This is a genomic window from Pseudomonas sp. GM80 (genome assembly GCF_000282515.1).
Lineage (GTDB): Bacteria > Pseudomonadota > Gammaproteobacteria > Pseudomonadales > Pseudomonadaceae > Aquipseudomonas.
Genome location: NZ_AKJD01000038.1, coordinates 37,198 through 61,616, shown reverse-complemented (window position 1 = coordinate 61,616; position 24,419 = coordinate 37,198). Strand labels below are relative to the sequence as shown.

Below are 24,419 nucleotides of genomic sequence, written 5' to 3'. Positions count from 1 at the left end.
TCCTTTGCCGTGACCTCCATTGATGCAGTTAAGTGTAGACGGGCTCAGTGAAGCTGCTGGCAACGCGCCAGCCATCAACACACATTTTCTGAACAACTCAAAACCTGTGGGAGCGGGCTTGCCCGCGATGGCGGACTGTCTGACACATCAATGTTGGATGTGCCGCCGTCATCGCGGGCAAGCCCGGCTCCCACAGTGACCGAGGCGACCTCAGGATCTGTATTTCAGCGTGGGGGGTAGTTGGTGAGGATGCGGGCGACCGTCTCGCGGATGGCGTTGCTGCGATCCTCGGGGTTGGGCTTGCTGGCGAGCATCTGCTCGTCGCTGCCGCGCCACACCAGTTTGCCGTCCTTGCCGTCGAGCAGGTCGATCTGGATGGTCGCGACTTTGTAGGTGATGTTGCGCGTTTCGTTGTACATCGGCGCGCCCCAGTAGCCATTCCATGGGCCGCCCCAGCCGCCGCCGTAATTGGTCGTCACTTGTTGCTGACGATCCTCGACGATCAGATAAGTCTGCACATTCAAATCACCTTTGGCGCCCGCAGCCGCCGGGCGCAGACCACGCTGATCAAGTTGATCTGTTACCGCCTGGCGAATGCGTTGCTCGGTCAGGTCGCTTTTGATCCGTGGATCATCCGGGCGATATTGCAGGGCGGGGTCTTTCCAGCTCCAGCTGCGATAGGCGGCAAAGTCGCGGCTGGCGTCGAAGTCATGATTGACCTGGTTGGCGGCGCAGGCACTGAGCAGTGCGGCCATGGCCAGTAAAGCGAGACGGCGGAACATGGTTTTTCTCCGGTTGAAGACATGAACCTGCTAGAGCTTCTCATTTGCAGGAAGCTAACTGGGAGGATACGCCGACATGGCCTTTTCCACAGCCTCGCGAATCGAATCCGTGCGGTCGATCTGACTGCCCTTGGCGCCGGTCTCCGCGCTGGCACTCCACACCGGTTGCCCCGTTCCGGCGTCGAACAGATCGACTTGCACCACCACGACCTGCTCGGAATAGGTGCGCACCACCGGCACGCTGTTGTACATGCCGTAGCCGCGCCCATAACGATCATAGCCGCCGTATCCGCCGCCGTAGTAGCCGTAATCGTCCTGCACCTGACGCAAGCGGGTTTGCAGGCTCAGGTGGGCGCTGACCAACAGGTCGGCCGGACGATTGTCGTGCAGCGGGCGCAGGCCTCGCTGATCCAGTGCATTGCTGACCGCTTCGGCCACTTGCGCCGAATCCGCCCACGCCGTACCCGGCGGCAATTGACCGTTAAGCCAGGCCCAACTGCGGTAGCGCCCGTAGTCACGCGGCGGCGCCGGGTAAGCGCTGCGGTCAAAGGTGTTGGCGGCTTGCGGCGGTGCCGGCGGCAACGGCCGCGACTGCGCCACGTAAGGGTTGCTGCCCTGACAGGCGGCCAACCCCAGACAGATCAGCAATAACCCGGATTGAGCTTTCATGTCGCGCTCCGATCAGATCGGCCGGCAGATCCAGTGCAAGTAGCGCCCAAGCCCGGCGAAGCTTGGGTGACGACGATGAGCAAGCTCCATCTCGAGCAAATCGACAAGTTCGGCGCGGGTCTGAAACTCCACCGGCATGTAGTCGTGGAAAACCCGGATCCCGCTTTGAGTTTCGACCTGCCACAACCCTTCGAGTTGCGTTGCCAATTCGCGCGGATCGAGTGGTTGCTGCGGGGTCAGGCTCTGCTTTTCACCGGCCATGTCGTTCTTGCGCATTTTCTTGAAATGGCCTTTGAGCAGGTTGCGGTAGATCAGCGCATCGCGGTTGTAGAACGCCAGCGACAACCAGCCACCGGGCTTGGTCAATTGATGCAGCACCGGCAGGATCGCGTGGGGTTCGGCGAGCCATTCGAGGACGGCGTGGCAGATCACCAGATCGTAGGGTTCGGTGAGTTGCCCGAGCAACGCCTGCCACGGCGCCTGAATGAACGTCGCGGTCTGCCCTGCTTCGGCGAAACGCTGGCGCGCACCTTCGAGCATCGGCTCGGCCGGCTCGGTGAAGGTCACGTCGTGGCCACGTTCGGCGAGCCACAGCGACATGTGGCCGAGGCCTCCGCCGATGTCGAGCACGCGCAACGGACGATCCGGCAGCGCTTCCGCGAGGTCAGCCTGCAACACCGCGAGGCGAATCGCGCCCTTGGCGCCACCGTAGATTTTTTCGGCGAAACGCGTCGCCAACTGATCGAAATGCCGGTCGCTCATCAGCTGAACCGCCGTTCGCTGTCGGCGAGCTTGGCGCGCACCACTTCATTCATGTCCAACCCCAACTCGCTGCACAGCAGCAACAGGTACAGCACGATATCGCCGACTTCCTGCCCGACGTGGGCGAGTTTGTCAGCGGGCAACTGGCGCGACTGGTCTTCGCTCAGCCACTGGAAGATTTCCACCAGCTCGGACATTTCGACGCTGGCAGCCATGGCCAGATTTTTCGGGCTGTGAAATTGCCGCCAGTCATTGCGGTCGCGAATGGCGTGCAGGCGTTCGGTCAGTTCAACAAGGTTCATCGGGCTCTCCTGAAGGCGTATAGCTTCAAGCGGATATCAACCGAAGGCAAGGCCCATGTAGGAGCTGCCGCAGGCTGCGATCTTTTGACCTTGGTTTTGAAAAACACCATCAAAAGATCGCAGCCTGCGGCAGCTCCTACCGGTTTTCCGTTCGGCGCAGCATGGGCCATACTCGTGACAGGGAACTCGGCCACCTGCGTTGTGGCCCAAGGCTCAGCTCTTTCATCAGGATGAACACATGCAGGTAGAAAGCTTTTTCGAATGGCTCGGCCAGGCACTCGGTTCGGTCATCCGCTTTATCGTCGATGGCCTCAGCGGGCTGTTCAATATTTTGAGTAACGCCGGCGGCAACTTTGTCGACGGGCTGGCGAAGACCCTGGGGATGGACACGTCGATCATCAGCATCATTGCGCTGATCGTCGGGTTGATGCTGTTGTGGTCGGCGATTCGGGCGTTCATGAATGCGTCGATCATTGCCGGGATTATCTGGTTGTTGCTGGGGTTGTGGTTGCTGAGCTGGATCATCCACTGACACCCCAAAACCTTGTAGGAGCTGCCGCAGGCTGCGATCTGTTGATCTTTAAGGCAACATCAAAAGATCGCAGCCTGCGGCAGCTCCTACCGGTTTATTCGGGGGCGCATAAATCCTCACCCACAACCTCCCGCACACAACTTCTCCCCTGCAGGAGTGTGGTGCAGTGGAAACATCTCTAGCTGTCCCACCGCCTACAGGGGATAGCGTTAATCGCTACAATGCCGCTCCCCCAAGGAGCCCGCATGTCCAACCTGATCGCCGACTGGCGCGACCGCCCGACTCACCGCAAGGTCTGGGCGCTGGCCGCGCCGATGATTCTTTCGAATATTTCCGTGCCGCTGGTGGCGCTGGTCGACAGCACCGTCATCGGCCACTTGCCCCACGCGCATCAATTGGGCGCGGTGGCAGTCGGCGCCAGCCTGTACACCTTTCTCGCCTGGGCCATGGGTTTTCTGCGCATGGGCACCACCGGTTTTGCCGCGCAAGCGGCCGGGCGCAGTGACGGCGCGGCGTTGCGGCAGATTCTGTTGCAGGGCCTGTTGCTGGCGATGGGCCTGGCAGTGCTGCTCGGTACTCTCGGCGTACCGCTGAGTGGCGTCGCGCTGCACTTCATGCAACCGTCGGCTGAGCTTGATCAGCTCACCCGGGATTTTTTCCATACGCGGCTGTTTGGTTTGCCGGCGGCGCTGGCCAGTTATGCGTTGGTCGGCTGGTTCCTCGGCACGCAAAATGCGCGGGCGCCGCTGGCGATTCTGCTCAGCACCAACCTGATCAACATCGCCCTGAACCTGTGGTTCGTCATCGGTCTGGACTGGGGCGTGGTCGGTTCGGCCCGCGCCTCGGTGATCGCCGAATGGAGTGGCGCCCTGCTCGGCCTGTTCATGACCCGCAAGGCCTTGCGCGCCTATCCGGGCCACATCGTCTGGGCCGCGCTGAAAGTCTGGCAGAGTTGGCGCCCGCTGCTGGCGGTCAACCGCGACATCTTCATCCGCAGCCTCGCCCTGCAATCGGTGTTCTTCATGATCACCGTGCAAGGCGCGCGTCTTGGCGATGCAACCGTCGCCGCCAATGCCCTGCTGCTCAACGGCCTGCTGCTGACTGCGCATGCGCTGGACGGCCTCGCCCACGCCGTCGAAGCCTTGTGCGGGCACGCCATTGGCGCTCGAGATCGCCTCGCGCTGCGCCGTTCGCTGGTGGTGGCCGGCGGTTGGTCACTGATCGCCAGCCTCGGTTTTGCCGCGTTGTTTCTGCTCGGCGGGCATCTGTTCATCGAGATGCAAACCAACATCCAGAGCGTGCGCGACACCGCGTTCATCTACTTGCCCTACCTCGCTGTGCTGCCATTGATTGCGGTGTGGAGTTATTTGCTCGACGGCTTGTTCATCGGCGCCACTCGCGCCCGCGAAATGCGCAACGGCATGCTGATGACGGTGGTTCTCCTGCTGCCGTTCGCCTGGGCGCTGCAAGGCCTGGGCAACCATGGCCTGTGGATATCTTTCCTGTTGTTCATGGTGTTGCGCAGCCTCACCCTCGGCGCGCAAGCCTGGTGGCTCAAGCGCAACGATGGCTGGTTTAGCGGTGCGGCTCACTGAGTCGGCGTGTGTTCGATGAAGCCGACCACTTGATCAAGCACCGGCGCCAGCCGCCGCAGCGGTCGTGAAAGAGTGGCCACCAGGGTGATGTGACTGGGCCGCGAGTAGTACAAATCCTGCACCGGCACCGAGGCTTCGCGCAGCTTGCTGGCGAGGCCGCCGGTGTTGCGCGTCGGGTTGACCAGGTTGTCCTTGCTCGCCGCAATCAACAAGGCCGGCGGCGCGCCCCGGCTGACGTGGTTGATCGGCTGCGATTGCGGCGGAGAATCCGGCCAGAAAAACACCGGACGCACGTCGGGGTTTTCGATCGGCAGAAAATCATACGGCCCGGCCAACCCGATCCAGCCGCTGAGGTCCTTGGGTGACATCCCGACCGCCCCGAGCAAATTCGTATCCAGCGCCAGCATCGATGCGTTGTAGGCACCGGAACTGTGGCCCATCAAATACAAGCGCTGCGGGTTACCGGAATACTCGCTGATGTGCGCCTTGGTCCACGCCACGGCGCGCGCGCCATCTTCCAGAAACAGCGGATAACGCACCTGTGGATACAACCGATAGTCGGCCAGCACCGCGACAATCCCGCGCGACGCCAGCGCCTCGCCGACAAAGGTGTAATCCCCACGATTGCCGCTGTTCCAGCTGCCGCCATAGAAGAACACCACCACCGGCGCGCCCTTGAGCGGATGGCGCGGCACGTAGACATCGAGCTTCTGCCGTGGATCATCGCCGTAGGCAATGCCCACCGTTTTGTCGAAGGTGTCGTCCGGCGTCAGGACATTGAGCACTTTCACCGGCGAGCAAGCGCCGAGCACCAGGAGCATAAGCCCGCCGATCAGTGCGCCGAACCGTTGCCCAAACGTACCTGCCATAAGCGCCGAACCTCTGTTTCACGGTTGATCGTTCTGCCATTGGCGGCGCACATGATCGAGCCCTGCCTGCTGGGTCAGCCCCGCTGGCGGCGGCACCAGCACAGCCCGCGGATGCAGCAAGCGTAGCCACAGCCAGCCATCGAGCACGTCACGATCGCTGAAACCCAGCGCCAGCCCCTGCTGAACATGGGAGGACAGCGTTGCGTAATCGGTTCCCATTGATTGGCACCAGCGCCAGATGTGCTGCTCAAGCAGACAGCTTTGCAGACGCTCGCGTTGCCGCGCGGAGAGGCTTTCCTCAACGGCCAGCGGCGCCACCGCCAGGCCTGGGTTACGCAGTTGCTGCCAGCCCTGACTGCCGATCGCCCGGTCTGCCCATGTGCCGCCGAACCAGCGCAACTGGTCGATCGGCCCGAGCCAGCGGCTCAACTCACGGGCATCACAGGCATCGAAGAAGTAACTGGCAGTCTGCCGGTTGTAATAGCCGAGCATGGCGCGATGGTGCAGGCCGAAGGACACGGTGAGCATGCGCCGCAAATGCGCGAGCAGCGCTGGTGTCGATGCGGCGCTCTCCAGCAACAGACCGCGCCATAGCTGTGGGTCGCGCAGGCATAACGCTTGCAGCGCTTCGCTGTCCTGCAATTCGATCAGCAACGGCCCTTGCTCACGCACGGTCTGAAACTCGGTGCTGTCGAACAGCCAGAAATACTTGAGCCCGACGAATGCCTGCCGCAACACCTTCAGCGCCTGTGGCGACTCCTGGACATCCAGCAACAACCATGACGACATCGGGTCGAGCGCTACGGCGCTCATCCGCGACCGCTCTGATCAAGCGCACTGACCAGCCGACAGCTGCAAACCGACTGCCGACAATGGTTGTAGCTGCCACCGCCAGGCATCAGGCACAACAGCACCAGCGGTTGCGCGCTCTTCAACAGTTGCGGCAAGCCTTCACTGTGCAAATGCTCCGGCAGCGGGGCCGGTTCCTGCGATTTTTCTTCATCGGCAAGCGGCGCCTGCAGCACGCCACTGATCACCGGTTGATCCGGATCACCCTCAAGAAAACTCACCACCACCTCGACCCCTTCACGCAACCACGGCAATGCCTTGTCGGCCAGTGCCGGCGCCAACGGCAGCCAACAGTGGCTGGCGGCGGCGCCTTCGCCCTGATACAGCCAGTCGAATTGCACCGCCACCGGCCGCGAGCAGTCGGGGCGAGGCTCATCCACTTCCACCACCCAGGCGCGTTGCAGGCTGTGCATCCGCGGCTTGACGGGTTGGAGGTCGGGGACACGCGATGGGTTATTAAGGGTGGCGAAAACCCGGTTGCCATACGGCGGATCCTGCGAAAGATCAGCATGGTGTTCAACCCGCGACAACAGCCACTGGCGATTGCATTCGGCAAACGGATGCCCCGCCAGCGGCAGCCAGCGTCCACTGCGCAGGCTCGGCACATCGGTTTCGCCCTCGGCCATTTGTGCAACTGGCGCGCCGTGGGCATCGGGCGACCAGACATCCTGCAGGCGCCATCGGCGGACCGCTGGCGCCTCGTTCTCCGCCGCGCCAGCAAAACGCGCCGCCCCTGCGCGCGGCAGGCGCGCGACATCGTCGCCGAACACCAGGCAATGACCGTCGCGTCGATGCTCGAAGTGATAATGGATGCCGGCTTGCGCACACAAGCGCTGCAGCCATTGCAGATCCGATTCCCGGTACTGAGTGCAGAAAGCCAGCGCCGGATAGTCACCCGCCAACTCAAAGCGTCGCTGGGCACCGACGATCCCGTGCTCCTTGAGCACCTGCGCGAGAATGTGCGGTATCGAACAGGCACTGAACACCCGCTGACTGAAACGCAGGTCCAGGCAGTTCAGCCTCGGGCCAAGCCGCACCCGGCACAGCCTCGAACCCTGGCCGTGCTCGTGCTGGACAACACTGTGCAATAGCCCGTGAACGCCGTTGCACGCGGCGCCGAACTGCAAAAACACCGAACGGTGCAACAGGCCAGCGAGATCCAGTTGCGCGTCCTCGACCAACACATCGATGTCGAAGGCGAACGGCTCGCTGAGGGCCTCGCTACCGGAAAACGCCAGCACTTCGAAGGCGTCGGACAAGCCCGCTACATCGAGACGAAACGTCGGCTCGTTGACTGGATCAAACATAGGCGGATCTCTACAGGAGGGGCGGCCGGGGATTCTCGCCGAGAGCCATGGCCGAGTAGAGTGCCGAAGTACAACTTAGGAAATGACCTACGCGAAAAGCAGACCAAATGAGTTTGCGGGCAGGGATAAGCGAGGATTTGGCAGGGAATTTAGGAGATATCCCACCGGGTTATCCGAATTTTCCACAGCGTGTGGGGAAAATTCAGACAACCCGGCGAGATCACAGCCGATGTCAGGAAGACAGGTAGGAGGAACGGGTCAGGCCCAGACGCAAGGCATCGAGGAACTGCGTGCGCTCGCTGGCACTGATGCGCGCACTGGCGCACTTGTCGCGGTAGTGGGTCATCAGTTCTTCCGGCGACAAGTGCACGTAACGCAGCATGTCTTCGATGGTGTCGTGGGTCTCGATGCCGGCGTGGTACACGCTGCCATCGGCGTTCTGATAGATGTTCACCGAGTCGGTGTCACCGAACAGGTTGTGCATGTCGCCAAGGATTTCCTGATAGGCGCCGACCAGGAACACGCCCAGCAGGTAGTCTTCGCCTTCGTTCAAACCGTGTACCGGCAGGCTGGTTTCGATGCTCTGCTCGTCGACGTACTGATTGATCTTGCCGTCGGAGTCGCAGGTCAGATCCTGCAGCACGGCGCGGCGCAGCGGCTCTTCGTCGAGACGGTGCAGCGGGATGATCGGCAGGACCTGATCGATCGCCCAAGTGTCCGGCAGGCTCTGGAACACCGAGAAGTTGCAGATGTACTTGTCGGCCAGCTTGTCGTTGAGCTCGTCGAGCACTTGGCGGTGCGAACGCTGACGGGCTTTCAGCGAGTTGTGCAGGCGACGGCACACCGCGAAGTAGCACTGCTCGGCCAAGGCTTTTTCAGCCAGGGTCAGTTTGCCGTCGGCGTACTGCGCGGCCACGTCGCTCATGTAGTGGGTGGCGCGCCAGTAGGTTTCGGTGACCATTTCGATGTCGGTCGGGCCGAGCAGGTCAACCAGCCACTGTACGGTTTCCGGCAGCGATTCCTTGTTTTCGATCTGCGGGATTTCGTCGTTGTGTTTCTCGACGTCGGTCACCTGCACCACCAGCATGGCGTGGTGCGCCGTCAGCGAACGGCCGCTCTCGGAGAAGATGTGCGGATGCGGCAGGGCCTGCGCGTCGCAGAATTCCTTGAGCATGCCGACCACGACACCGGCGTAATCGTCCATGTCGTAGTTGATCGAACTGGCGTTACGCGAGTGCGTGCCGTCGTAGTCGACACCCAGACCGCCACCGACGTCGATGTGATCGACCGGCAGACCGAGGTTGCGCAGTTCGCCGTAGTAACGAATCGCTTCTTTGAAACCGTGCTGATAGTCAGCCAGGTTGGCAATCTGCGAGCCCATGTGGAAGTGCAGCAGGCGAATGCCCTGATCCAGGCCAGCCGCGCGGAAGCGCTCGACCACCGACAGCAACTGTGCCGCCGACAGACCGAATTTGGATTTCTCGCCACCGGTGTCCGCCCACTTCGACGACGCCAGCGACGACAGGCGCACGCGCAGGCCAACCTGTGGCTTGACCTTCAGCGAGGCGGCTTCTTCGATCACCAGAGCGACTTCGGATTCTTTCTCAATGACGATGAACACGTTGTGGCCAAGCTTCTGGCCCATCAGCGCCAGACGAATGAACTCGCGGTCCTTGTAACCGTTGCAGACGATGGTGCCGCCCTTCGGCGCCAGCGCCAGCACGGCCAGCAACTCAGGCTTGGAGCCGGCTTCCAGACCGATGGAGACGTCCTGGGTGGCGATGATGTTCTCGATCACCGCTTCTTGCTGGTTAACCTTGATCGGGTACAGCGCGGTGTACTTGCTCTGGTATTCCAGGCGCTCGATGTTCGCATCGAAAGCGCCGGTCAACTGGCGGACACGGTCTTGCAGGATGTCGGGGAAACGCACCAGCAACGGCAAGGACAAACCGCTTTTGCGCAGTTGGTCGACTTGCTCGAACAGGTCGATAGGCGAACTTTTCGGGCCGTTCGGACGAACTTCGACGCGACCGGCTTCATTGATCGCGAAATACCCGGCCCCCCAATGGCGAATCCCGTAAACACTGCGGCTGTCCGCAACTGTCCATTGGCTGCCATCGTCTTTACGTGTGCGTCGTACGGACATCGAAGTCCCCTATAAAGAAGTCATAGTGCGTCGCCTGATTGCAGGCCGGCGCAGTCTAAAGAATGAAAATGACGATTCGTCAGCGCGGCGGTAGACCGCGCTGACCGCGTGGAGTTTAGAAACCGGTCATGAACAGGCTCTGTGAAAACCATGGAGACGACGCCGGACCTGAAGTATTTCAGTGCCGGATCAAGCCGCAGATGGATTTCACAGAGGCTGCTAGCCGCCGGACTTCTTCGCTTTGAAACCGTGCTTGATCAGCTCAGCCAAGAGTAGCTCGACATGATCGCCCTGGATTTCGATGATGCCGTCTTTCAACGCCCCGCCAGTGCCGCAACGTTTCTTCAACGTTGTCGCCAACTCTTTGAGCGCGTCTTCGGCCAGGGGCACGCCGGTGATGGTGGTCACCGTCTTGCCGCCACGGCCTTTGCTCTCGCGTCGCACGCGGGCAATGCCGTCGCCTGCCGGGATCACGGTTTGTTTGCAGATACAGGCGTCCACCGGCTTACTGCATTCCGGGCAATGACGACCTGCGTCGGTGGAAAATACCAGGCCACCAAGGGCGGCGAAGGATGCGGCTTTTTTGGCCACCGGCAATCCTCTTGGGAGGACAAAGACTGATCGCAACCTTGGGCAAGGTCAGCGACCGCGAAGCCCCACTCAGGCAGGGGCAGCGCTACTGCACCGGATATCGATTCCTGGACAGCTGACATGTAGGAGCTGCCGAAGGCTGCGATCTTTTGATTTTGATTTTAAAAACCAGGATCAAAAGATCGCAGCCTTCGGCAGCTCCTACAGTGTGTCAGCAGGCCAACCTCAAACTATCCGGTGCAGTTTGAAAAAAGGTCGCGCAGTGTAACGGCAAAAATCCCGATTGCTAAGTGCCAATCGGCGCCAATTTATGTGTTCTTTGCGACGTCGCTTTGCTGCGCCTTCAGATAGCGCTTCAAAGCGGCCAAGGAGTCCGGGCAGTAGGGCTTTTGCTGGATTTCCTGCATCACCTGCCCGACCGGAATAAAGCGCGCTTCCAGCACTTCTTCCGGTTGCAGGATCAGCGGGCCGTCCCACACGGCGGAAAACGCCGAACACCAGAGCCGGTTACCGGTGTCTTCGAAAAAGAAATGGTCGTGCGCCGTGAGTTCCACGCCGCTCACGCCCAACTCCTCTTCCAGCTCACGGGCCGCCGACTCGGCGTAGGTTTCGTCGGCCTGCACCATCCCGCCCGCCGCGACGTCCCAGTAACCGGGATAAATCGCCTTGCTCAAGGTGCGCCGATGCACGCAAAGCTCACCGGCGGAATTGAACAGCATGATGTAAGTGCCCCGCCCGATCAGCCCGCGCTCGCGCAACTCGGAACGCACCAGCGCGCCGAGCAGGTTGTCCTGCTCGTCGACCCAGGCGATCTGTTCGGCATCCGAAGCGGCACGGTGCGCCGCTTCTTTCACGCTATCGGACATGACTCATCCCTGATTGAGCAGTTGACGCAGATCGATCACAGCGGCGTTGGCACGGGAAATATAGTTGGCCATGACCAACGAGTGGTTGGCCAAGACGCCGAAGCCGCTGCCGTTAAGAATCATCGGGCTCCAGACCGGTTCCTGCGAGGCTTCCAGCTCACGGATGATCTGACGCACGCTGACCGTGGCGTTCTTCTTCGCCAAAACATCGGCGAAGTCGACTTCAATCGCGCGCAGCAAATGCGACAGCGCCCACGCCTGACCGCGTGCTTCGTAGAACACGTTGTCGATCTGCATCCACGGTGTCTCGACGACTTCTTCGTCAACCTGCGGCACTTCGCCGACCGCCGGAACCTCGGTTTTCAGCGCCGTGTTGAGCTTGACCCGGCCAACGCTGGCCGACAGCCGTTGCGACAGCGAACCAAGACGAGTGCCGACATCGCCCAGCCAGTTGTTGAGGTTATCGGCGCGCGCATAAAACAGTGCGTTCTTCTGGGTAGGGTCAGACAGACGTGCCTGATAGCGGCTCAGGGAATTGATGCCTTCCTGATATTCCGACTCGCTGGACGGCAGGATCCAGCTCTTGTTGTCGAAGTTGAAGCGCGGCTCGGCCTTGGCCAGATCGGCATCTTCAGCCGACTGCGATTGCGAGCGGGCGAAGTCTTTGCGCAGGGCGCGCGTCAGGTCGCGGACCTGGACCAGCACGCCGTATTCCCAGCTTGGCGTGTTGTCCATCCACAGGCCAGGCGGAAAACGATCGTTGGAAATATAACCGCCCGGCTTGTCGAGCAAGGTGCCGGCGACGGTCTTCAGGGTTTCCACCGTGGTGTAGCCGACCACCATTTTTTTGCCTTCTTTCTCGGCTGCCGCCTGGGCATTTTGCGCCACCGGAAACAGCGCGGGCTCCTGGCTCCAGTACCAGCCGAGGCCAATGGTCACCAGCAGGTAAATGCCGATCAAGGTGGCCAGTGCGCGGCTGAACAACAGCCCGCCAACGTAGCTGCGGGTGGCCGACTTGGGTTCAGCGGCACGTTCAGGCGCGCTGCCCGCGCGGTTTTTCCAGTCCAGCATGGCGATATCCTTTCAATCACTTGGGTTCAACGGTTCGACCACAACCATACAACAACGTGCCAAGGCCGGGCACCCGCCGGCAAAGATAAGCCGCAAATGATGTGGGCGAATGACGTATCGATCAGAACTAGGGGAATCCCTGAGGCCGCCATGTGTATCCGGGCTGATGCGGACCTTGGAAAATCCGCCAAACGCTCATTCAGCGCATGGATACGAACGCCCGCGAGAAATCACCCTGAGTTAAGCACCTGACCGGGAATACGCCCGGTTAGCGGGGACTTCGCCGACGAACAGGTCGAAAACAGAACTCTTCGGTCAGAAACTGAATTGTGTCGTACTGCAGATTATTGATGTACGACACTCGTCTAAGGGAAAAGAGGTGCTAGCATAGAGCCACCAGTCGATCTCAGCATGCAGCCTAACTAGTAGTCAGGATATGACCGAGCCAGAAGACCCCAGCCGTGAGCGTCTCAAGCACCACTTTGCCCAGCGGGTAATTCATCAGGCACGTCAGATTCTTGAGATATGGCAGCGCCTGCAACGCAGTGAATGGTCCACCGTCGACCTCGCCGAATTGAGCGAGGCGAACTTGCGCCTGCTGCGTTTTGCCGAGCGTTTCGAACAGCCGGAACACACGCAACTCGCGCACCACATCAGCCAGTCGCTGGAAGCGGTGGACGCCAATCGCGGCCGCCTCAGCAGCGGCCTGATCACCGACCTCAATCGCTTGATGCAGCGCTTGTCGCGCACCGGCCTGCGCCATGGCGATCAACTCGACCAGACGTTCCTGCCGCCGCTGCGCAAACCGATTTACGTGATGCTGCAGGATCACGACCGTGCCGAGCGTCTGGCCAAACAACTGGAATTCTTCGGGTTGAGCGCGCAGGCGCTGGACAGCGTTTCCGCGTTTCGCTCCTCGATGGTCGAGCGCTTGCCCGCGGCGATCGTCATGGACGTGGATTTCAGCGGTACCGGTGTCGGCCTGAAGCTCGCCGCCGAAGCCCAGGTCGGTCTGGATGAACCGCTGCCGTTGCTGTTCTTCAGCCTGCATGAAACCGACACCCCGACCCGTCTCGCCGCCGTGCGCGCCGGTGGCCAGGAGTTCCTCACCGGCACCCTCGAAGCGTCGAGCCTGCTGGAAAAGATCGAAGTCCTCACCTGCGTCGCCCAGTACGAACCTTACAAAGTGCTGATCATCGACGATTCGCGCGCACAGGCCCTGCACACCGAGCGCCTGCTCAACAGCGCCGGCATCGTCACCCGCACTTTGATCGAACCGATTCAGGCGATGGCCGAACTGGCGGATTTCCAGCCTGACCTGATCATTCTCGACATGTACATGCCGGCCTGCACCGGCACCGAACTGGCCAAGGTGATCCGCCACAACGACCGTTATGTCAGCGTGCCGATCATCTATCTGTCGGCCGAGGACGATCTGGACAAGCAGCTCGACGCGATGAGCGAGGGCGGCGACGACTTCCTGACCAAACCGATCAAGCCGCGCCATCTGATCACTACCGTGCGCAACCGCGCCGCCCGCGCGCGCAATCTGAAAGCGCGAATGGTCCGCGACAGCCTCACCGGTTTGTACAACCACACGCACATTCTGCAATTGCTCGAAGACTGCTCGTTCCGCGCCCGCCGCGAGAACAAGCCGTTGAGCTTTGCCATGCTCGACATCGACCACTTCAAACGGGTCAACGACAGCCACGGCCACCCAATGGGCGACCGCGTGATCAAGAGCCTCGCACTGTTCCTTAAACAGCGCTTGCGCAAGACCGACTTCATCGGCCGCTATGGCGGTGAAGAGTTCGCCATCGTCATGCCCGACACCGATATGGAAGCTGCGCACAAAGTGCTCGACGAAATCCGTCAGCGCTTCGCCGAGATCCATTACCCGGCGCAACCGCAGGATTTGTGGTGCACCTTCAGCGCCGGCGTGGTGGAGATGCATGACGATTGCGACAGCCTGATGATGGCCAGCCAGGCCGATGAGGCGCTGTACCGTGCCAAGGGTGCCGGGCGCAATCGTGTGCAGACCGCGCGCGAATCAAAGCAAAGTGCCACTTTTTCATCGGATTCCACCGAATCGGTCATAACCCTGTAACAGAACCGCAATAAATTCAGGCGCTTACCATTTCTGCCGTTGGTAGCCGTCATGCGCCTGAAGTTGCTCACCAATCTCAATACGCTGCTGCTGGTCGCCGTGTGCCTCGCACTCGGCGCCACGTTGTGGTGGTCGCAAAAAGCCCTCGAACGCCCGTATCTGTTGATGGAGCGGTATCTGGGGTTGTCGCAGCAATTTCAGAATGAGGTGGCGCGCAACGTCGAGGATTACCTCGCCAGCGGTGACGCCTTGCGCCTGAGCGCCGCCAGCCAAGCCATCGCCGGCCTGCAGACAGAACTGAATGAATTACCGCCAGCGCTGGCCGACACCCTGCGTCCGAGCCTGACTGGCCTGGAAGAATTCAGCAAAACCGACCTGCTCGCTGCCGGCAAACTGGCCGGCGATCCGCAAGCCTTGTTGTTGCAGGCCGAACGTGAACTGAGCGCCAGTCTCGATCAACTCAGCACCTACGCCAATGGCAATGCGGCTTATCTGACGCCGCTGCTCGCCGCTTCGCAGCACCTGGGCAAACTGTCGCTGGCACGGGACAAGCTGGTCAGCAGCGGGCGCAGTGAACTGGCCGCCGACGTTGAGCGCGAAGTCACTAATATCCGCTCCCAGGCTCAAGCAATTGATGCCCTACCCTTGCTCGGCGTCGTCGCCAGCAACGAATCGGGCAGCGACGATTTCGCCGCGATGATGGGCATCGAAAGCAGCGAAAAAACCGTCGCCGAAGATGCCGGTGTCGGCCTCAAACGTGAACTCAACAGCCTGCTCGGGCGCTATCCGGCGGAGCTGGCGCGTACCCGGGAGCAGATCCAGAAACGCACCGAACTCAGTACCGCCACCCACCAGAAAATCACCGCTGTGCAGCAGGCCATCGCCGGCCTGGAACCGGTGGTGCGTGCGCAACACGGGCAAATTCAAGGCGAAGTGCGCCTGATGCAAGGTGTGATGATCGGCTTGATTCTGCTGATCGCGTTGCTGATCGATACCTTGCAGCGGCGGCTCTCGCGCACCCTGACCAATCTCGCCCCGGCGCTTTCAACCTGGGCCGAGGGCGACTTCAGCCGCGACATTCATCTGGGTAAGACCAACCGTGAACTGCACGACATCGAGGCTTCGCTCAATCGCTTGCGCGCCTATCTGGTGGACCTGGTCGGCACCATTCGTGGCAATGCTGAACAAGTCGCGGGCAGCAGTCGCACCCTCGCCGAACTGAGTAACGATCTGCACAGCGGCGCCGAACATCAGGCCGGCGATACCGCGCTGATCCGCGACTCCCTCGGTGAACTGGAAGCGACCATTCAGCAAGTGGCCGGCGATGCGCAGCAGGCCGCAGACGCCAGCCGTCATGCCGGACTGGCCGTGGAGCACGGCCAGACAGTGATCGGCCAAAGCCTGACCGGACTGCATGCCTTGGTCGGTGAAGTGCAAGGCAATGCGCAGATGATCGAGCATCTGGCTGAGGAGTCAGCGACCATCGGTGGTGTGTTGACGGTGATTCGCTCGATTGCCGACCAGACCAATCTGCTGGCCCTAAACGCGGCGATTGAAGCGGCGCGGGCTGGGGAAATGGGTCGTGGTTTTGCTGTAGTCGCCGAGGAAGTACGCTCACTGGCGCAGCGCACCGCCGGGGCTACGGCGGAAATTCAGACGCTGATTGCCGGACTGCAAACGGCGGCGCGGCAATCGGTCGAAGGCATGCGCGCACAGGTCGAACACGCCGAAGCCACGGCCAATCAGGCGCAGGCGGCGGATGGCGCGCTGGATAAAATTGTCGGTGCGATCCAGACCATTTCCGACACGGCAATCCGCATTGCCGACGTGACGGCGCAACAAAGTGGCGCAGTCAGCGAGATTCGCAACCACAGCGAGCGGATTCATCAGTTGGGTGGGGATAACTTGCTGCGGATCGGCCAAGGTCGCGAACAGGGCGAGAACTTGCTGGTACTTGGCGGCCAACTGCATACAGCCGTGCAGGCCTTTCGCGTCTGACGAAAATCCCTGTAGGAGCTGCCGAAGGCTGCGATCTTTTGATCTTGCTTCTAAAAATCAACAGATCGCAGCCTTCGGCAGCTCCTACAGGGATTACCGCAAATGACCGGATCTAATCACTCGGTCACATATTTTGCGCAAACATCGCCCATCGTGCTGGCTATTGCATAGAACTGGACAGTCACAAAGTCTTTGCGGCATAGTCGCCGGGTTCTGAACTTTGCTCACCCATAACAAGGACAACGCAGATGGCAACCCTTCTGGTGCTGCACGGCCCCAACCTGAACCTGCTCGGCACCCGCGAACCCGGTACTTACGGTTCTACGACCCTGGCGCAGATCAATCAGGATCTGGAGCGCCGCGCCCGTGAAGCCGGCCATCATCTGCTCTATCTGCAAAGTAATGCCGAGTACGAATTGATCGACCGCATCCACGCCGCGCGCGGCGAAGGTGTGGATTTCATTCTGATCAATCCAGCAGCTTTTACACACACAAGTGTCGCATTACGTGACGCGTTGCTGGGAGTGAGCATCCCATTCATCGAAGTGCATTTGTCCAACGTGCACAAACGCGAACCTTTCCGCCATCACTCTTACTTCTCCGACGTAGCGGTGGGAGTGATCTGCGGCCTTGGCGCCAGCGGTTACCGACTGGCCCTGGAGGCTGCACTAGAACAGCTTGAAACACCGGCAACGACTTGAAATACAAGCGTTAAGCGCCCCTGACCGACCCTTGGGAGTTGATGATTCATGGATATCCGTAAAGTTAAGAAATTGATCGAATTGCTGGAAGAGTCCGGCATCGACGAGCTCGAGATCAAGGAAGGCGAAGAGTCCGTACGCATCAGCCGTCACAGCAAGACCCCGGCTCAGCAGTACTACGCGCCGGCCCCGATGCAAGCGCCGGCTGCCGCACCTGTTGCTGCTCCGGTAGCTGCTGCAGCCCCGGTTGCCGCTGCTGCGCCAGCGCTGAACGGCACTGTTGCCCGTTCGCCGATGGTCGGCACCTTCTACCGTAAATCTTCGCCAGCCTCGCCAGCCTTCGTTGAAGTCGGCCAGACCGTGAAGAAAGGCGACACTCTGTGCATCGTCGAAGCCATGAAGATGATGAACCACATCGAAGCTGAAACCAGCGGTGTGATCGAGTCCATCCTCGTCGAAGACGGCCAGCCGGTTGAGTACGACCAACCGCTGTTCACCATCGTTTGAACTGCGGAGAGCCTTTGATGACTGCGAAGTTGGAAAAAGTTCTGATCGCGAACCGCGGTGAGATCGCCCTGCGGATTCTGCGTGCCTGCAAAGAGATGGGCATCAAGACCGTCGCCGTTTACTCCAAGGCCGACAAAGAGCTGATGCACCTGGGCCTGGCAGACGAATCCGTCTGCATCGGCCCGGCGTCTGCCGCTCAGTCCTACCTGCACATCCCGGCCATCATCGCGGCCGCCGAAGTGACTGGCGCTACCGCCATTCACCCAGGCTACGGTTTCCTCGCGGAAAACGCTGATTTCGCCGAGCAGGTCGAGAACTCCGGCTTCGCGTTCATCGGCCCGAAAGCCGACACCATTCGCCTGATGGGCGACAAGGTATCGGCCAAGCACGCGATGATCGAAGCGGGCGTTCCTACCGTTCCAGGCTCCGACGGCCCACTGCCGGAAGACGAAGAAACGGCGCTGCGCATTGGTCGTGAAGTCGGCTACCCGGTGATCATCAAAGCCGCTGGCGGCGGTGGTGGTCGCGGCATGCGTGTGGTGCACAAGGAAGAAGACCTGATCGCCTTCGCCAAACTGACCCGCACCGAAGCTGGCGCGGCGTTCGGCAACCCGATGGTCTATCTGGAAAAATTCCTGACCAACCCGCGCCACGTCGAAGTTCAGGTGCTGTCCGATGGCCAGGGCCACGCGATCCACCTGGGCGACCGCGATTGCTCGCTGCAACGTCGTCACCAGAAAGTTCTCGAAGAAGCGCCGGCACCGGGCATCGACGAGAAGGCTCGCGAAGAAGTGCTGGCTCGCTGCGTCAAGGCGTGCATCGACATCGGTTACCGCGGCGCGGGTACTTTCGAGTTCCTGTACGAGAACGGTCGTTTCTACTTCATCGAAATGAACACCCGTGTTCAGGTGGAGCACCCGGTTTCGGAAATGGTCACCGGCATCGACATCGTCAAGGAGATGCTCAGCATCGCCGCTGGCAACAAGCTGTCGTTCACTCAGAATGATGTGGTAATCCGCGGTCATTCGCTGGAGTGCCGGATCAACGCTGAAGACCCGAAAACCTTCATGCCGAGCCCGGGCACGGTCAAGCATTTCCACGCTCCAGGCGGCAACGGCGTTCGCGTCGATTCGCACCTGTACAGTGGCTATGCCGTTCCACCGAACTACGACTCGCTGATCGGCAAACTGATCACTTACGGCGCGACCCGCGACGAAGCCATGGCACGCATGCGCAATGCCCTGGACGAAATCGTGGTTGACGGGATCAAGACCAACATCCCGCTGCACCGTGATCTGGTTCGTGATGAAGGCTTCTGCAAGGGTGGCGTGAACATTCACTACCTCGAGCACAAGCTGGCTGGCGAGAAGCACTAAGCTTCGGCCCGCACCAGACAAAGCCGCCTTCGGGCGGCTTTGTTGTTTCTGCAGGTTTCATACTGTCATTTTGAAACATTACTGGCGGGCAGTAGCCTGTGCAGGCTGCCTATAATCGCGGCCTTGCCAGCACCGTGCTGACGAAAACAGAGTCAGCCCATGCCTCAAAAACTCCCCATCAATCTCAACGATTTATTGCGTCAGCGCACGGTCGAAAGTGAGCGCATCGAGTACAAAAAAGGCTGGAACCCTGACCCGATCATTCGCACGCTCTGCGCAACAAAACCGCCCTTACAAAGCCCCCGCCGCAGTAACCGCCAAACATCGAAGCCTGCACTATTACATCCGTCGCTACAGCAGCACCGTCGAAGCAAAAGGTGAAATCGAACACGAGCTCTTGAGCCTTGCCGCCAAAGTCCCGTTTGATGATCGCTTCAACCTTGGCGCTCGCGTCACTGATCTTTCCAAACCGTTGATGCAAGGCTTCCTGCAGGAAATTGGCAGCGCCCTCGCCGAGGACGCAGATGATTTATCCACTGAAGCACTCGGCCGGCAAATGAACATTGTGGGCGGCCCAACGGAATCACCGTGGCCAAAAAACGTAGGACTGATGTTTTTCAATGACTCGCCCCATCACTTTTTTCCCGGCACACAAATCGATGTCCTATGGTTCCCGGAAGGAAGCGACGGTGATCGCTTTGATGAAAAGGTCTTCAAAGGCCCACTCGCCTCAATCACTCGCGAAGCCTTGGCCTATATTCAGCGCAACTTTCTGCATGAAACGGTCATCAAGCATGCAGACCGAGCAGAGGCCACTCGCGTATGGAATTTCCCGTTCACGGCGATTGAGGAAGCACTGGTCAATGCGGTTTACCACCGTTCATATGAGGAACGGGAGCCTATTGAGGTGCGCATCAGCCAGACAGAGCTAGTGATTCTGAGCTTTCCGGGGCCAGACCGTTCGATACGAATGGAAGACCTGCGGCTGGGGCGAGCGGTAAGTCGTCGTTATCGTAACCGGCGAATCGGCGAGTTTCTCAAAGAGCTGGATTTGACCGAGGGCCGGTCGACGGGAATACCCAAAATACTTAAGGTCATGACCAATAACGGCTCACCTCCTCCACTCTTTGAAACCGATGACGAGCGCATTTCCTATGTTGTTCGACTGCCTGCCCACCCGCAGACAATCAAAGCAAAAAGCGCGGCTGGACACTCCACCATGGAAGTCACCATGGAAGTCACCATGGAAGTCGCTGCATTACTGAAAGTGGTTTCCGGTGAAATGAGCAGACGAGAACTGCAAGACGCCATGCATTTGAAAAATGCCGACCACTTCCGCAAGGCATACATTCTGCCGGCCCTCGCTGCTGATGCCTTGGAGATGACGGTTCCCGAACAGCCAAACAGCCGACTACAACGCTATCGCCTGACGACCAAAGGCCAGCAATGGCTCAACGTCAATGAACAATCCAGAAACGACATAAATCCCCTGTAGGAGCTGCCGAAGGCTGCGATCTTTTGATCTTCAACCATGTTCGTGTTCTGCGCCGCGCTCGCGTAAACTTGCGCGCTTCTCGCCGGCCGCTAGGCTGCAATCAATATTTTTCAAAGGTGCCCGCCATGCCTTGGCTGCAAGTACGTCTCGCCATCAGCCCGGAACAAGCCGAAACCTACGAAGACGCTTTCCTTGAAGTGGGCGCCGTGTCGGTGACCTTCATGGACGCCGAAGATCAGCCGATCTTCGAACCGGAACTCAATACCACCCCGCTGTGGGCACACACGCATCTGTTGGCGCTGTTCGAAGGCGGCACTGAACCGGCACCGGTTCTGGCCCATCTGGAACTGCTGACCGGCAGCCCGCTGCCCGAGCATCACAGCGAAGTCATCGAAGATCAGGATTGGGAACGCAGCTGGATGGACGGTTTTGAGCCGATGCGTTTCGGTCAGCGCCTGTGGATCGTGCCGAGCTGGCACGCCGCGCCGGAACCTGACGCAGTCAACCTGCTGCTGGATCCGGGTCTGGCCTTTGGCACCGGCACCCACCCGACCACCGCGCTGTGCCTGGAATGGCTCGACGGTCAGGACCTGAAAGACTGCAACGTGCTCGATTTTGGTTGCGGCTCGGGGATTCTGGCCATCGCTGCCCTGCTGCTCGGCGCGAAAGAAGCTGTTGGCACCGACATCGACGTGCAGGCGCTGGAAGCGTCGCGCGACAACGCCGGGCGCAACAATATTGCCGAAGCGCTGTTCCCGCTGTACCTGCCGGAAGATTTGCCGCAAGTGCAAGCCGACGTGCTGGTCGCCAATATTCTCGCCGGCCCGCTGGTTTCGCTGGCGCCGCAACTGTCCAGCCTGGTGAAATCCGGTGGCCGTCTGGCGCTGTCGGGCATCCTTGCCGAGCAAGGCGATGAAGTCGCCGCCGCTTACGCGCAGGACTTCGATCTCGATCCGATCGCCAATCGCGATGGCTGGGTGCGCATCACCGGCCGTCGGCGCTAGAATGACCGCCTGCATAATCCGGATCGCCGCATGACCGACAGCTTCGTCACCCAGTGCCCGCATTGCCAAACCAGCTTCCGTGTCAGCCACGCTCAATTGAGCGTGGCCCGCGGGGTGGTTCGCTGCGGCTCCTGCCTGCAAGTGTTCAACGCGGCCAAGCAGCTGCTGGAACAACACGCCGGCAAGGACGCGGTGACAGCGGTCGCGCCGCCGCTTGCCGAGCTGCCTGCCGCCGAGCCGCCGAGCCTGGCCAAGCTTCCTGTTGTCGAGCCGCCAGCCATTGAGCCAGCGGCGCCGCGCGCCATCAGCCAGAAGCAGTGGAGCGCCTCGGAGCTGGATCTCGACAGCCTCGATCTGGACGAAGAACTCGCTCGCCTCGAACAACGGGAAATCCAGCCGACCACCGAATTCGGTCGTCAACGCGAAGATTCCCTGAGCGCACGCCGCGACAGCCCTGAACCGGATGAAACGCTCTGGCGCGACAGCCTGTTCAGCGCACGCTCCGATGAGCACACTGCCGAACACGAAGAAGACGAGCCAGAAACCGTCGACATCGAGCCGGTCAAAGCCGCACGCACCGAGCCTTCGTTGTCGCTGGAACCGGTGGATCTGGACGACGAACCGGCCATTCCGCAACTGCGCCTGCACGATCCGATTGATCCGAAGGCCCGTCGCGAACGCTTCACGGCCAGCGACGAAAGCGATGACGACGACCTGCCGACGATCGAACCGTCGCGCAAAAAACGTGACCGCGCCGAGCCGGGCGTCCGCGCTGAAGTATTGCAAGACCTGACCGACGACCCGCTGCAACTGGACTGGCAGAAGCGCCGTTCGCCATGGGGCCGACGCCTGCTGTGGCTATTGTTGGTGCTGCTGGCGGCGGGCGGTCTCGTCGCCCAATACGTGTCTTATCATTTCGACGAACTGGCGCGACAGGATCAATACCGTCCGTGGTTCCAGCAGATTTGCCCGCAGATCGGCTGCAGCGTGCCGTCGAAGGTAGACATCGCCAGGATCAAGAGCAGCAACCTGGTGGTGCGCAGCCATCCCGAATTCAGTGGCGCCCTGGTGGTGGACGCAATCATCTATAACCGTGCGACGTTCTCCCAGCCGTTTCCGCTGCTGGAACTGCGCTTTGCCGATCTCAACGGTCACTTGATTGCCAGTCGTCGCTTCAAACCCGGCGAATACCTCAGCGGTGATCTCGAAGGCCTGGCGGAAATGCCGCCGCAGACGCCGATCCACATCGCGCTGGATATTCTCGATCCAGGCCCCAAAGCGGTGAATTACAGCCTGAGTTTCCACTCGCCCGAGTGAATCGCTTCATCGTTTCTGAATTGACGGCAGTTTTCTGACTTTGCAGCGCGTAACCAAACCGCTGGCAATAACAGAATAACTGTTCAGATTTTGTTCAATTCAGCCTTTATCCAGTCATCGAGAGCGGGTATCATGCCAACCCTTTTTCGAACTCTCATGATCCGGCCCCACTTCAGGGAAGTCCTATGTCGGCGGTACGCATCGGCCCATACACATTGCAGAACGGCTTGATTCTCGCCCCGATGGCGGGTGTCACCGATCAGCCCTTTCGTCAGCTGTGCAAGCGTCTGGGCGCAGGGCTTGTTGTCTCGGAAATGGTCACCAGCGACATGAGCTTGTGGAACACCCGCAAGTCGCGCATGCGCATGATCCACGAAGGCGATCCCGAGCCACGCTCGGTACAGATTGCCGGTGGCGACGCGCAGATGCTGGCGGATGCAGCCCGGGCCAACGTCGAACTGGGCGCACAGATTATTGATATCAACATGGGTTGCCCGGCAAAGAAGGTCTGCAACAAGGCCGCCGGTTCCGCGTTGTTGAAAGATGAAGCACTGGTGACCGAGATCCTGCAGGCCGTTGTGGCTGCGGTTGATGTGCCGGTCACCCTGAAGATCCGCACCGGCTGGGATCGCGACAACAAGAACGGTCTGACCGTGGCGAAGATCGCCGAGCAGGCCGGGATCACCGCGCTGGCCGTGCATGGCCGCACGCGCGCCGATCTGTACAAGGGTGAAGCCGAGTACGACACGATTGCCGCGATCAAGCAGGCCGTGTCGATCCCGGTGTTTGCCAATGGCGATATCGATTCGCCGGAGAAGGCCCGTTACGTGCTTGATGCGACCGGTGCCGATGGCCTGTTGGTAGGCCGTGCCGCCCAAGGGCGGCCATGGATTTTTCGCGAGATCGAACACTTCCTGCGTACCGGCGAGAAATTGCCGGCGCCGAAGCTGATCGAGGTGGAACACATACTGCTTGAGCATCTGGCCGCACTTCACGCTTTCTATGGGGACGTGATGGGCGTGCGAATTGCTCGGAAGCATGTGGGCTGGTATCTCGCAACCTTGCCGGGCGCCAAGGAGTTTCGCGCCCACTTCAATCGTTTGGATGGTACGGAAACACAATGCGCCAATGTTCGGGAGTTCTTCGCCGAGCATTACAAGAGCCTGACAGGGGACGAAGAAGGGGTGGCCGCATGACGATGATGACCGAGACTTTAGTGAGTGGAACAGCACCCGTGAGCGACAACGTGAATTTGAAACAGCACCTCAATACCCCGAGCGAAGAAGGCCAGACCCTTCGCGGGAGTGTCGAGAAGGCGCTGCACAATTATTTCGCCCACCTTGAGGGCGCATCCGTCACGGATGTGTACAACCTGGTGCTCTCCGAAGTCGAGGCGCCCCTGCTCGAAAGCGTGATGAACTACGTCAAGGGCAACCAGACCAAGGCCAGTGAGCTGCTCGGTCTCAACCGCGGCACGCTGCGCAAGAAACTCAAGCAGTACGATCTGCTGTAAGCATTCAATCAAACCAGAAAGGCGCCCGCGTAAAAAACGGTCGCCTTTTTTGCTGACTTC

At 60.3% G+C, this 24,419-nt stretch carries 23 protein-coding genes; 12 read left to right on the top strand and 11 right to left on the bottom strand.

Annotated elements, in window-relative coordinates; translation table 11 throughout:
- Positions 1-224 precede the first annotated feature (224 nt).
- The 4 genes from PMI37_RS03695 to PMI37_RS03680 are packed head-to-tail and all read right to left on the bottom strand — an operon-like array spanning position 225 to position 2,515.
- Entirely contained in the window at positions 225-782 is a 558-nt protein-coding gene (locus PMI37_RS03695) for a DUF4136 domain-containing protein (protein WP_008078236.1), read from the bottom strand.
- 54 nt (positions 783-836) lie between these two features.
- The gene (locus tag PMI37_RS03690) at positions 837-1,451 is read right to left on the bottom strand and encodes a DUF4136 domain-containing protein (RefSeq protein WP_008078234.1); all 615 of its coding nucleotides are present in this window, start codon (positions 1,449-1,451) and stop codon (positions 837-839) included.
- 12 nt (positions 1,452-1,463) lie between these two features.
- Positions 1,464-2,213 carry a methyltransferase gene (locus tag PMI37_RS03685; RefSeq protein ID WP_008078232.1) on the bottom strand — a complete coding sequence of 250 codons (750 nt, stop codon included), beginning with the start codon at positions 2,211-2,213 and terminating at the stop codon, positions 1,464-1,466.
- Entirely contained in the window at positions 2,213-2,515 is a 303-nt protein-coding gene (locus PMI37_RS03680; protein ID WP_008078223.1) for a MazG-like family protein, read from the bottom strand. Before PMI37_RS03680 ends, PMI37_RS03685 begins: the two co-directional genes overlap by 1 nt.
- A gap of 238 nt (positions 2,516-2,753) precedes the next feature.
- On the opposite strand from PMI37_RS03680, the gene PMI37_RS03675 reads away from it, so the two are divergent.
- Together PMI37_RS03675 and PMI37_RS03670 are read left to right on the top strand one after the other, a co-directional pair.
- Positions 2,754-3,047 (top strand): hypothetical protein, encoded by a 294-nt coding sequence (locus tag PMI37_RS03675; RefSeq protein ID WP_007914623.1) that lies wholly within the window; start codon positions 2,754-2,756, stop codon positions 3,045-3,047.
- A 245-nt stretch (positions 3,048-3,292) separates the two neighbouring features.
- A complete protein-coding gene (locus PMI37_RS03670) occupies positions 3,293-4,642 on the top strand; it encodes an MATE family efflux transporter (protein WP_008078221.1) in 1,350 nt (449 codons plus the stop codon).
- Here the strand turns inward: PMI37_RS03670 and PMI37_RS03665 are convergent.
- The 7 genes from PMI37_RS03665 to PMI37_RS03635 all read right to left on the bottom strand — a co-directional run bounded on the left by PMI37_RS03665 (position 4,636) and on the right by PMI37_RS03635 (position 12,341).
- On the bottom strand, positions 4,636-5,511 hold the full coding sequence (locus PMI37_RS03665) for an alpha/beta hydrolase (RefSeq protein WP_008078211.1): 876 nt from the start codon (positions 5,509-5,511) through the stop codon (positions 4,636-4,638). The genes PMI37_RS03670 and PMI37_RS03665 overlap by 7 nt on opposite strands.
- Positions 5,512-5,529: 18 nt before the next feature.
- Positions 5,530-6,324: a DUF4123 domain-containing protein gene (locus tag PMI37_RS03660; RefSeq protein ID WP_008078210.1), complete on the bottom strand. Its 795-nt coding sequence runs from the start codon at positions 6,322-6,324 to the stop codon at positions 5,530-5,532.
- Positions 6,321-7,667 carry a contractile injection system protein, VgrG/Pvc8 family gene (locus tag PMI37_RS03655; RefSeq protein WP_008078208.1) on the bottom strand — a complete coding sequence of 449 codons (1,347 nt, stop codon included), beginning with the start codon at positions 7,665-7,667 and terminating at the stop codon, positions 6,321-6,323. Before PMI37_RS03655 ends, PMI37_RS03660 begins: the two co-directional genes overlap by 4 nt.
- 232 nt (positions 7,668-7,899) lie before the next feature.
- Positions 7,900-9,813 (bottom strand): arginine decarboxylase, encoded by a 1,914-nt coding sequence (gene speA, locus PMI37_RS03650; RefSeq protein ID WP_008078205.1) that lies wholly within the window; start codon positions 9,811-9,813, stop codon positions 7,900-7,902.
- A 219-nt stretch (positions 9,814-10,032) separates the two neighbouring features.
- Positions 10,033-10,404, bottom strand: coding sequence for a translation initiation factor Sui1 (locus PMI37_RS03645; RefSeq protein ID WP_007914613.1), 372 nt, complete (start codon positions 10,402-10,404; stop codon positions 10,033-10,035).
- Positions 10,405-10,712: 308 nt separating this feature from the next.
- On the bottom strand, positions 10,713-11,270 hold the full coding sequence (locus PMI37_RS03640) for an NUDIX hydrolase (protein ID WP_008078197.1): 558 nt from the start codon (positions 11,268-11,270) through the stop codon (positions 10,713-10,715).
- A gap of 3 nt (positions 11,271-11,273) precedes the next feature.
- Positions 11,274-12,341 carry a DUF2333 family protein gene (locus PMI37_RS03635; RefSeq protein WP_008078193.1) on the bottom strand — a complete coding sequence of 356 codons (1,068 nt, stop codon included), beginning with the start codon at positions 12,339-12,341 and terminating at the stop codon, positions 11,274-11,276.
- 436 nt (positions 12,342-12,777) lie between these two features.
- Between PMI37_RS03635 and gcbA the strand changes: the two genes are divergently transcribed.
- The 10 genes from gcbA (at position 12,778) to fis (ending at position 24,359) form a co-directional block, all read left to right on the top strand.
- Positions 12,778-14,448, top strand: a complete 1,671-nt coding sequence (gene gcbA / locus PMI37_RS03630; RefSeq protein ID WP_008078192.1) for a diguanylate cyclase GcbA — start codon at positions 12,778-12,780, stop codon at positions 14,446-14,448.
- 51 nt (positions 14,449-14,499) lie between these two features.
- Positions 14,500-16,446 (top strand): methyl-accepting chemotaxis protein, encoded by a 1,947-nt coding sequence (locus PMI37_RS03625; RefSeq protein ID WP_008078189.1) that lies wholly within the window; start codon positions 14,500-14,502, stop codon positions 16,444-16,446.
- Between the two features lie 248 nt (positions 16,447-16,694).
- Complete coding sequence (gene aroQ / locus PMI37_RS03620) at positions 16,695-17,147, top strand: type II 3-dehydroquinate dehydratase (RefSeq protein ID WP_008078187.1); 453 nt, start codon at positions 16,695-16,697, stop codon at positions 17,145-17,147.
- Between the two features lie 48 nt (positions 17,148-17,195).
- Complete coding sequence (accB, locus tag PMI37_RS03615) at positions 17,196-17,654, top strand: acetyl-CoA carboxylase biotin carboxyl carrier protein (RefSeq protein ID WP_008078186.1); 459 nt, start codon at positions 17,196-17,198, stop codon at positions 17,652-17,654.
- A gap of 17 nt (positions 17,655-17,671) precedes the next feature.
- Positions 17,672-19,030 carry an acetyl-CoA carboxylase biotin carboxylase subunit gene (gene accC, locus PMI37_RS03610; RefSeq protein ID WP_008078185.1) on the top strand — a complete coding sequence of 453 codons (1,359 nt, stop codon included), beginning with the start codon at positions 17,672-17,674 and terminating at the stop codon, positions 19,028-19,030.
- A 217-nt stretch (positions 19,031-19,247) separates the two neighbouring features.
- A complete protein-coding gene (locus PMI37_RS03605) occupies positions 19,248-20,525 on the top strand; it encodes a Fic family protein (RefSeq protein WP_008078184.1) in 1,278 nt (425 codons plus the stop codon).
- 125 nt (positions 20,526-20,650) lie between these two features.
- Positions 20,651-21,529, top strand: a complete 879-nt coding sequence (gene prmA, locus PMI37_RS03600) for a 50S ribosomal protein L11 methyltransferase (RefSeq protein WP_008078183.1) — start codon at positions 20,651-20,653, stop codon at positions 21,527-21,529.
- Between the two features lie 30 nt (positions 21,530-21,559).
- Entirely contained in the window at positions 21,560-22,846 is a 1,287-nt protein-coding gene (locus tag PMI37_RS03595; protein ID WP_008078182.1) for a DUF3426 domain-containing protein, read from the top strand.
- Between the two features lie 185 nt (positions 22,847-23,031).
- Positions 23,032-24,042 carry a tRNA dihydrouridine synthase DusB gene (dusB, locus tag PMI37_RS03590; protein WP_008078180.1) on the top strand — a complete coding sequence of 337 codons (1,011 nt, stop codon included), beginning with the start codon at positions 23,032-23,034 and terminating at the stop codon, positions 24,040-24,042.
- The gene (gene fis / locus PMI37_RS03585; RefSeq protein ID WP_003221275.1) at positions 24,039-24,359 is read left to right on the top strand and encodes a DNA-binding transcriptional regulator Fis; all 321 of its coding nucleotides are present in this window, start codon (positions 24,039-24,041) and stop codon (positions 24,357-24,359) included. The genes dusB and fis overlap by 4 nt, the downstream gene beginning before the upstream one ends.
- The last annotated feature ends 60 nt before the right edge of the window (positions 24,360-24,419 follow it).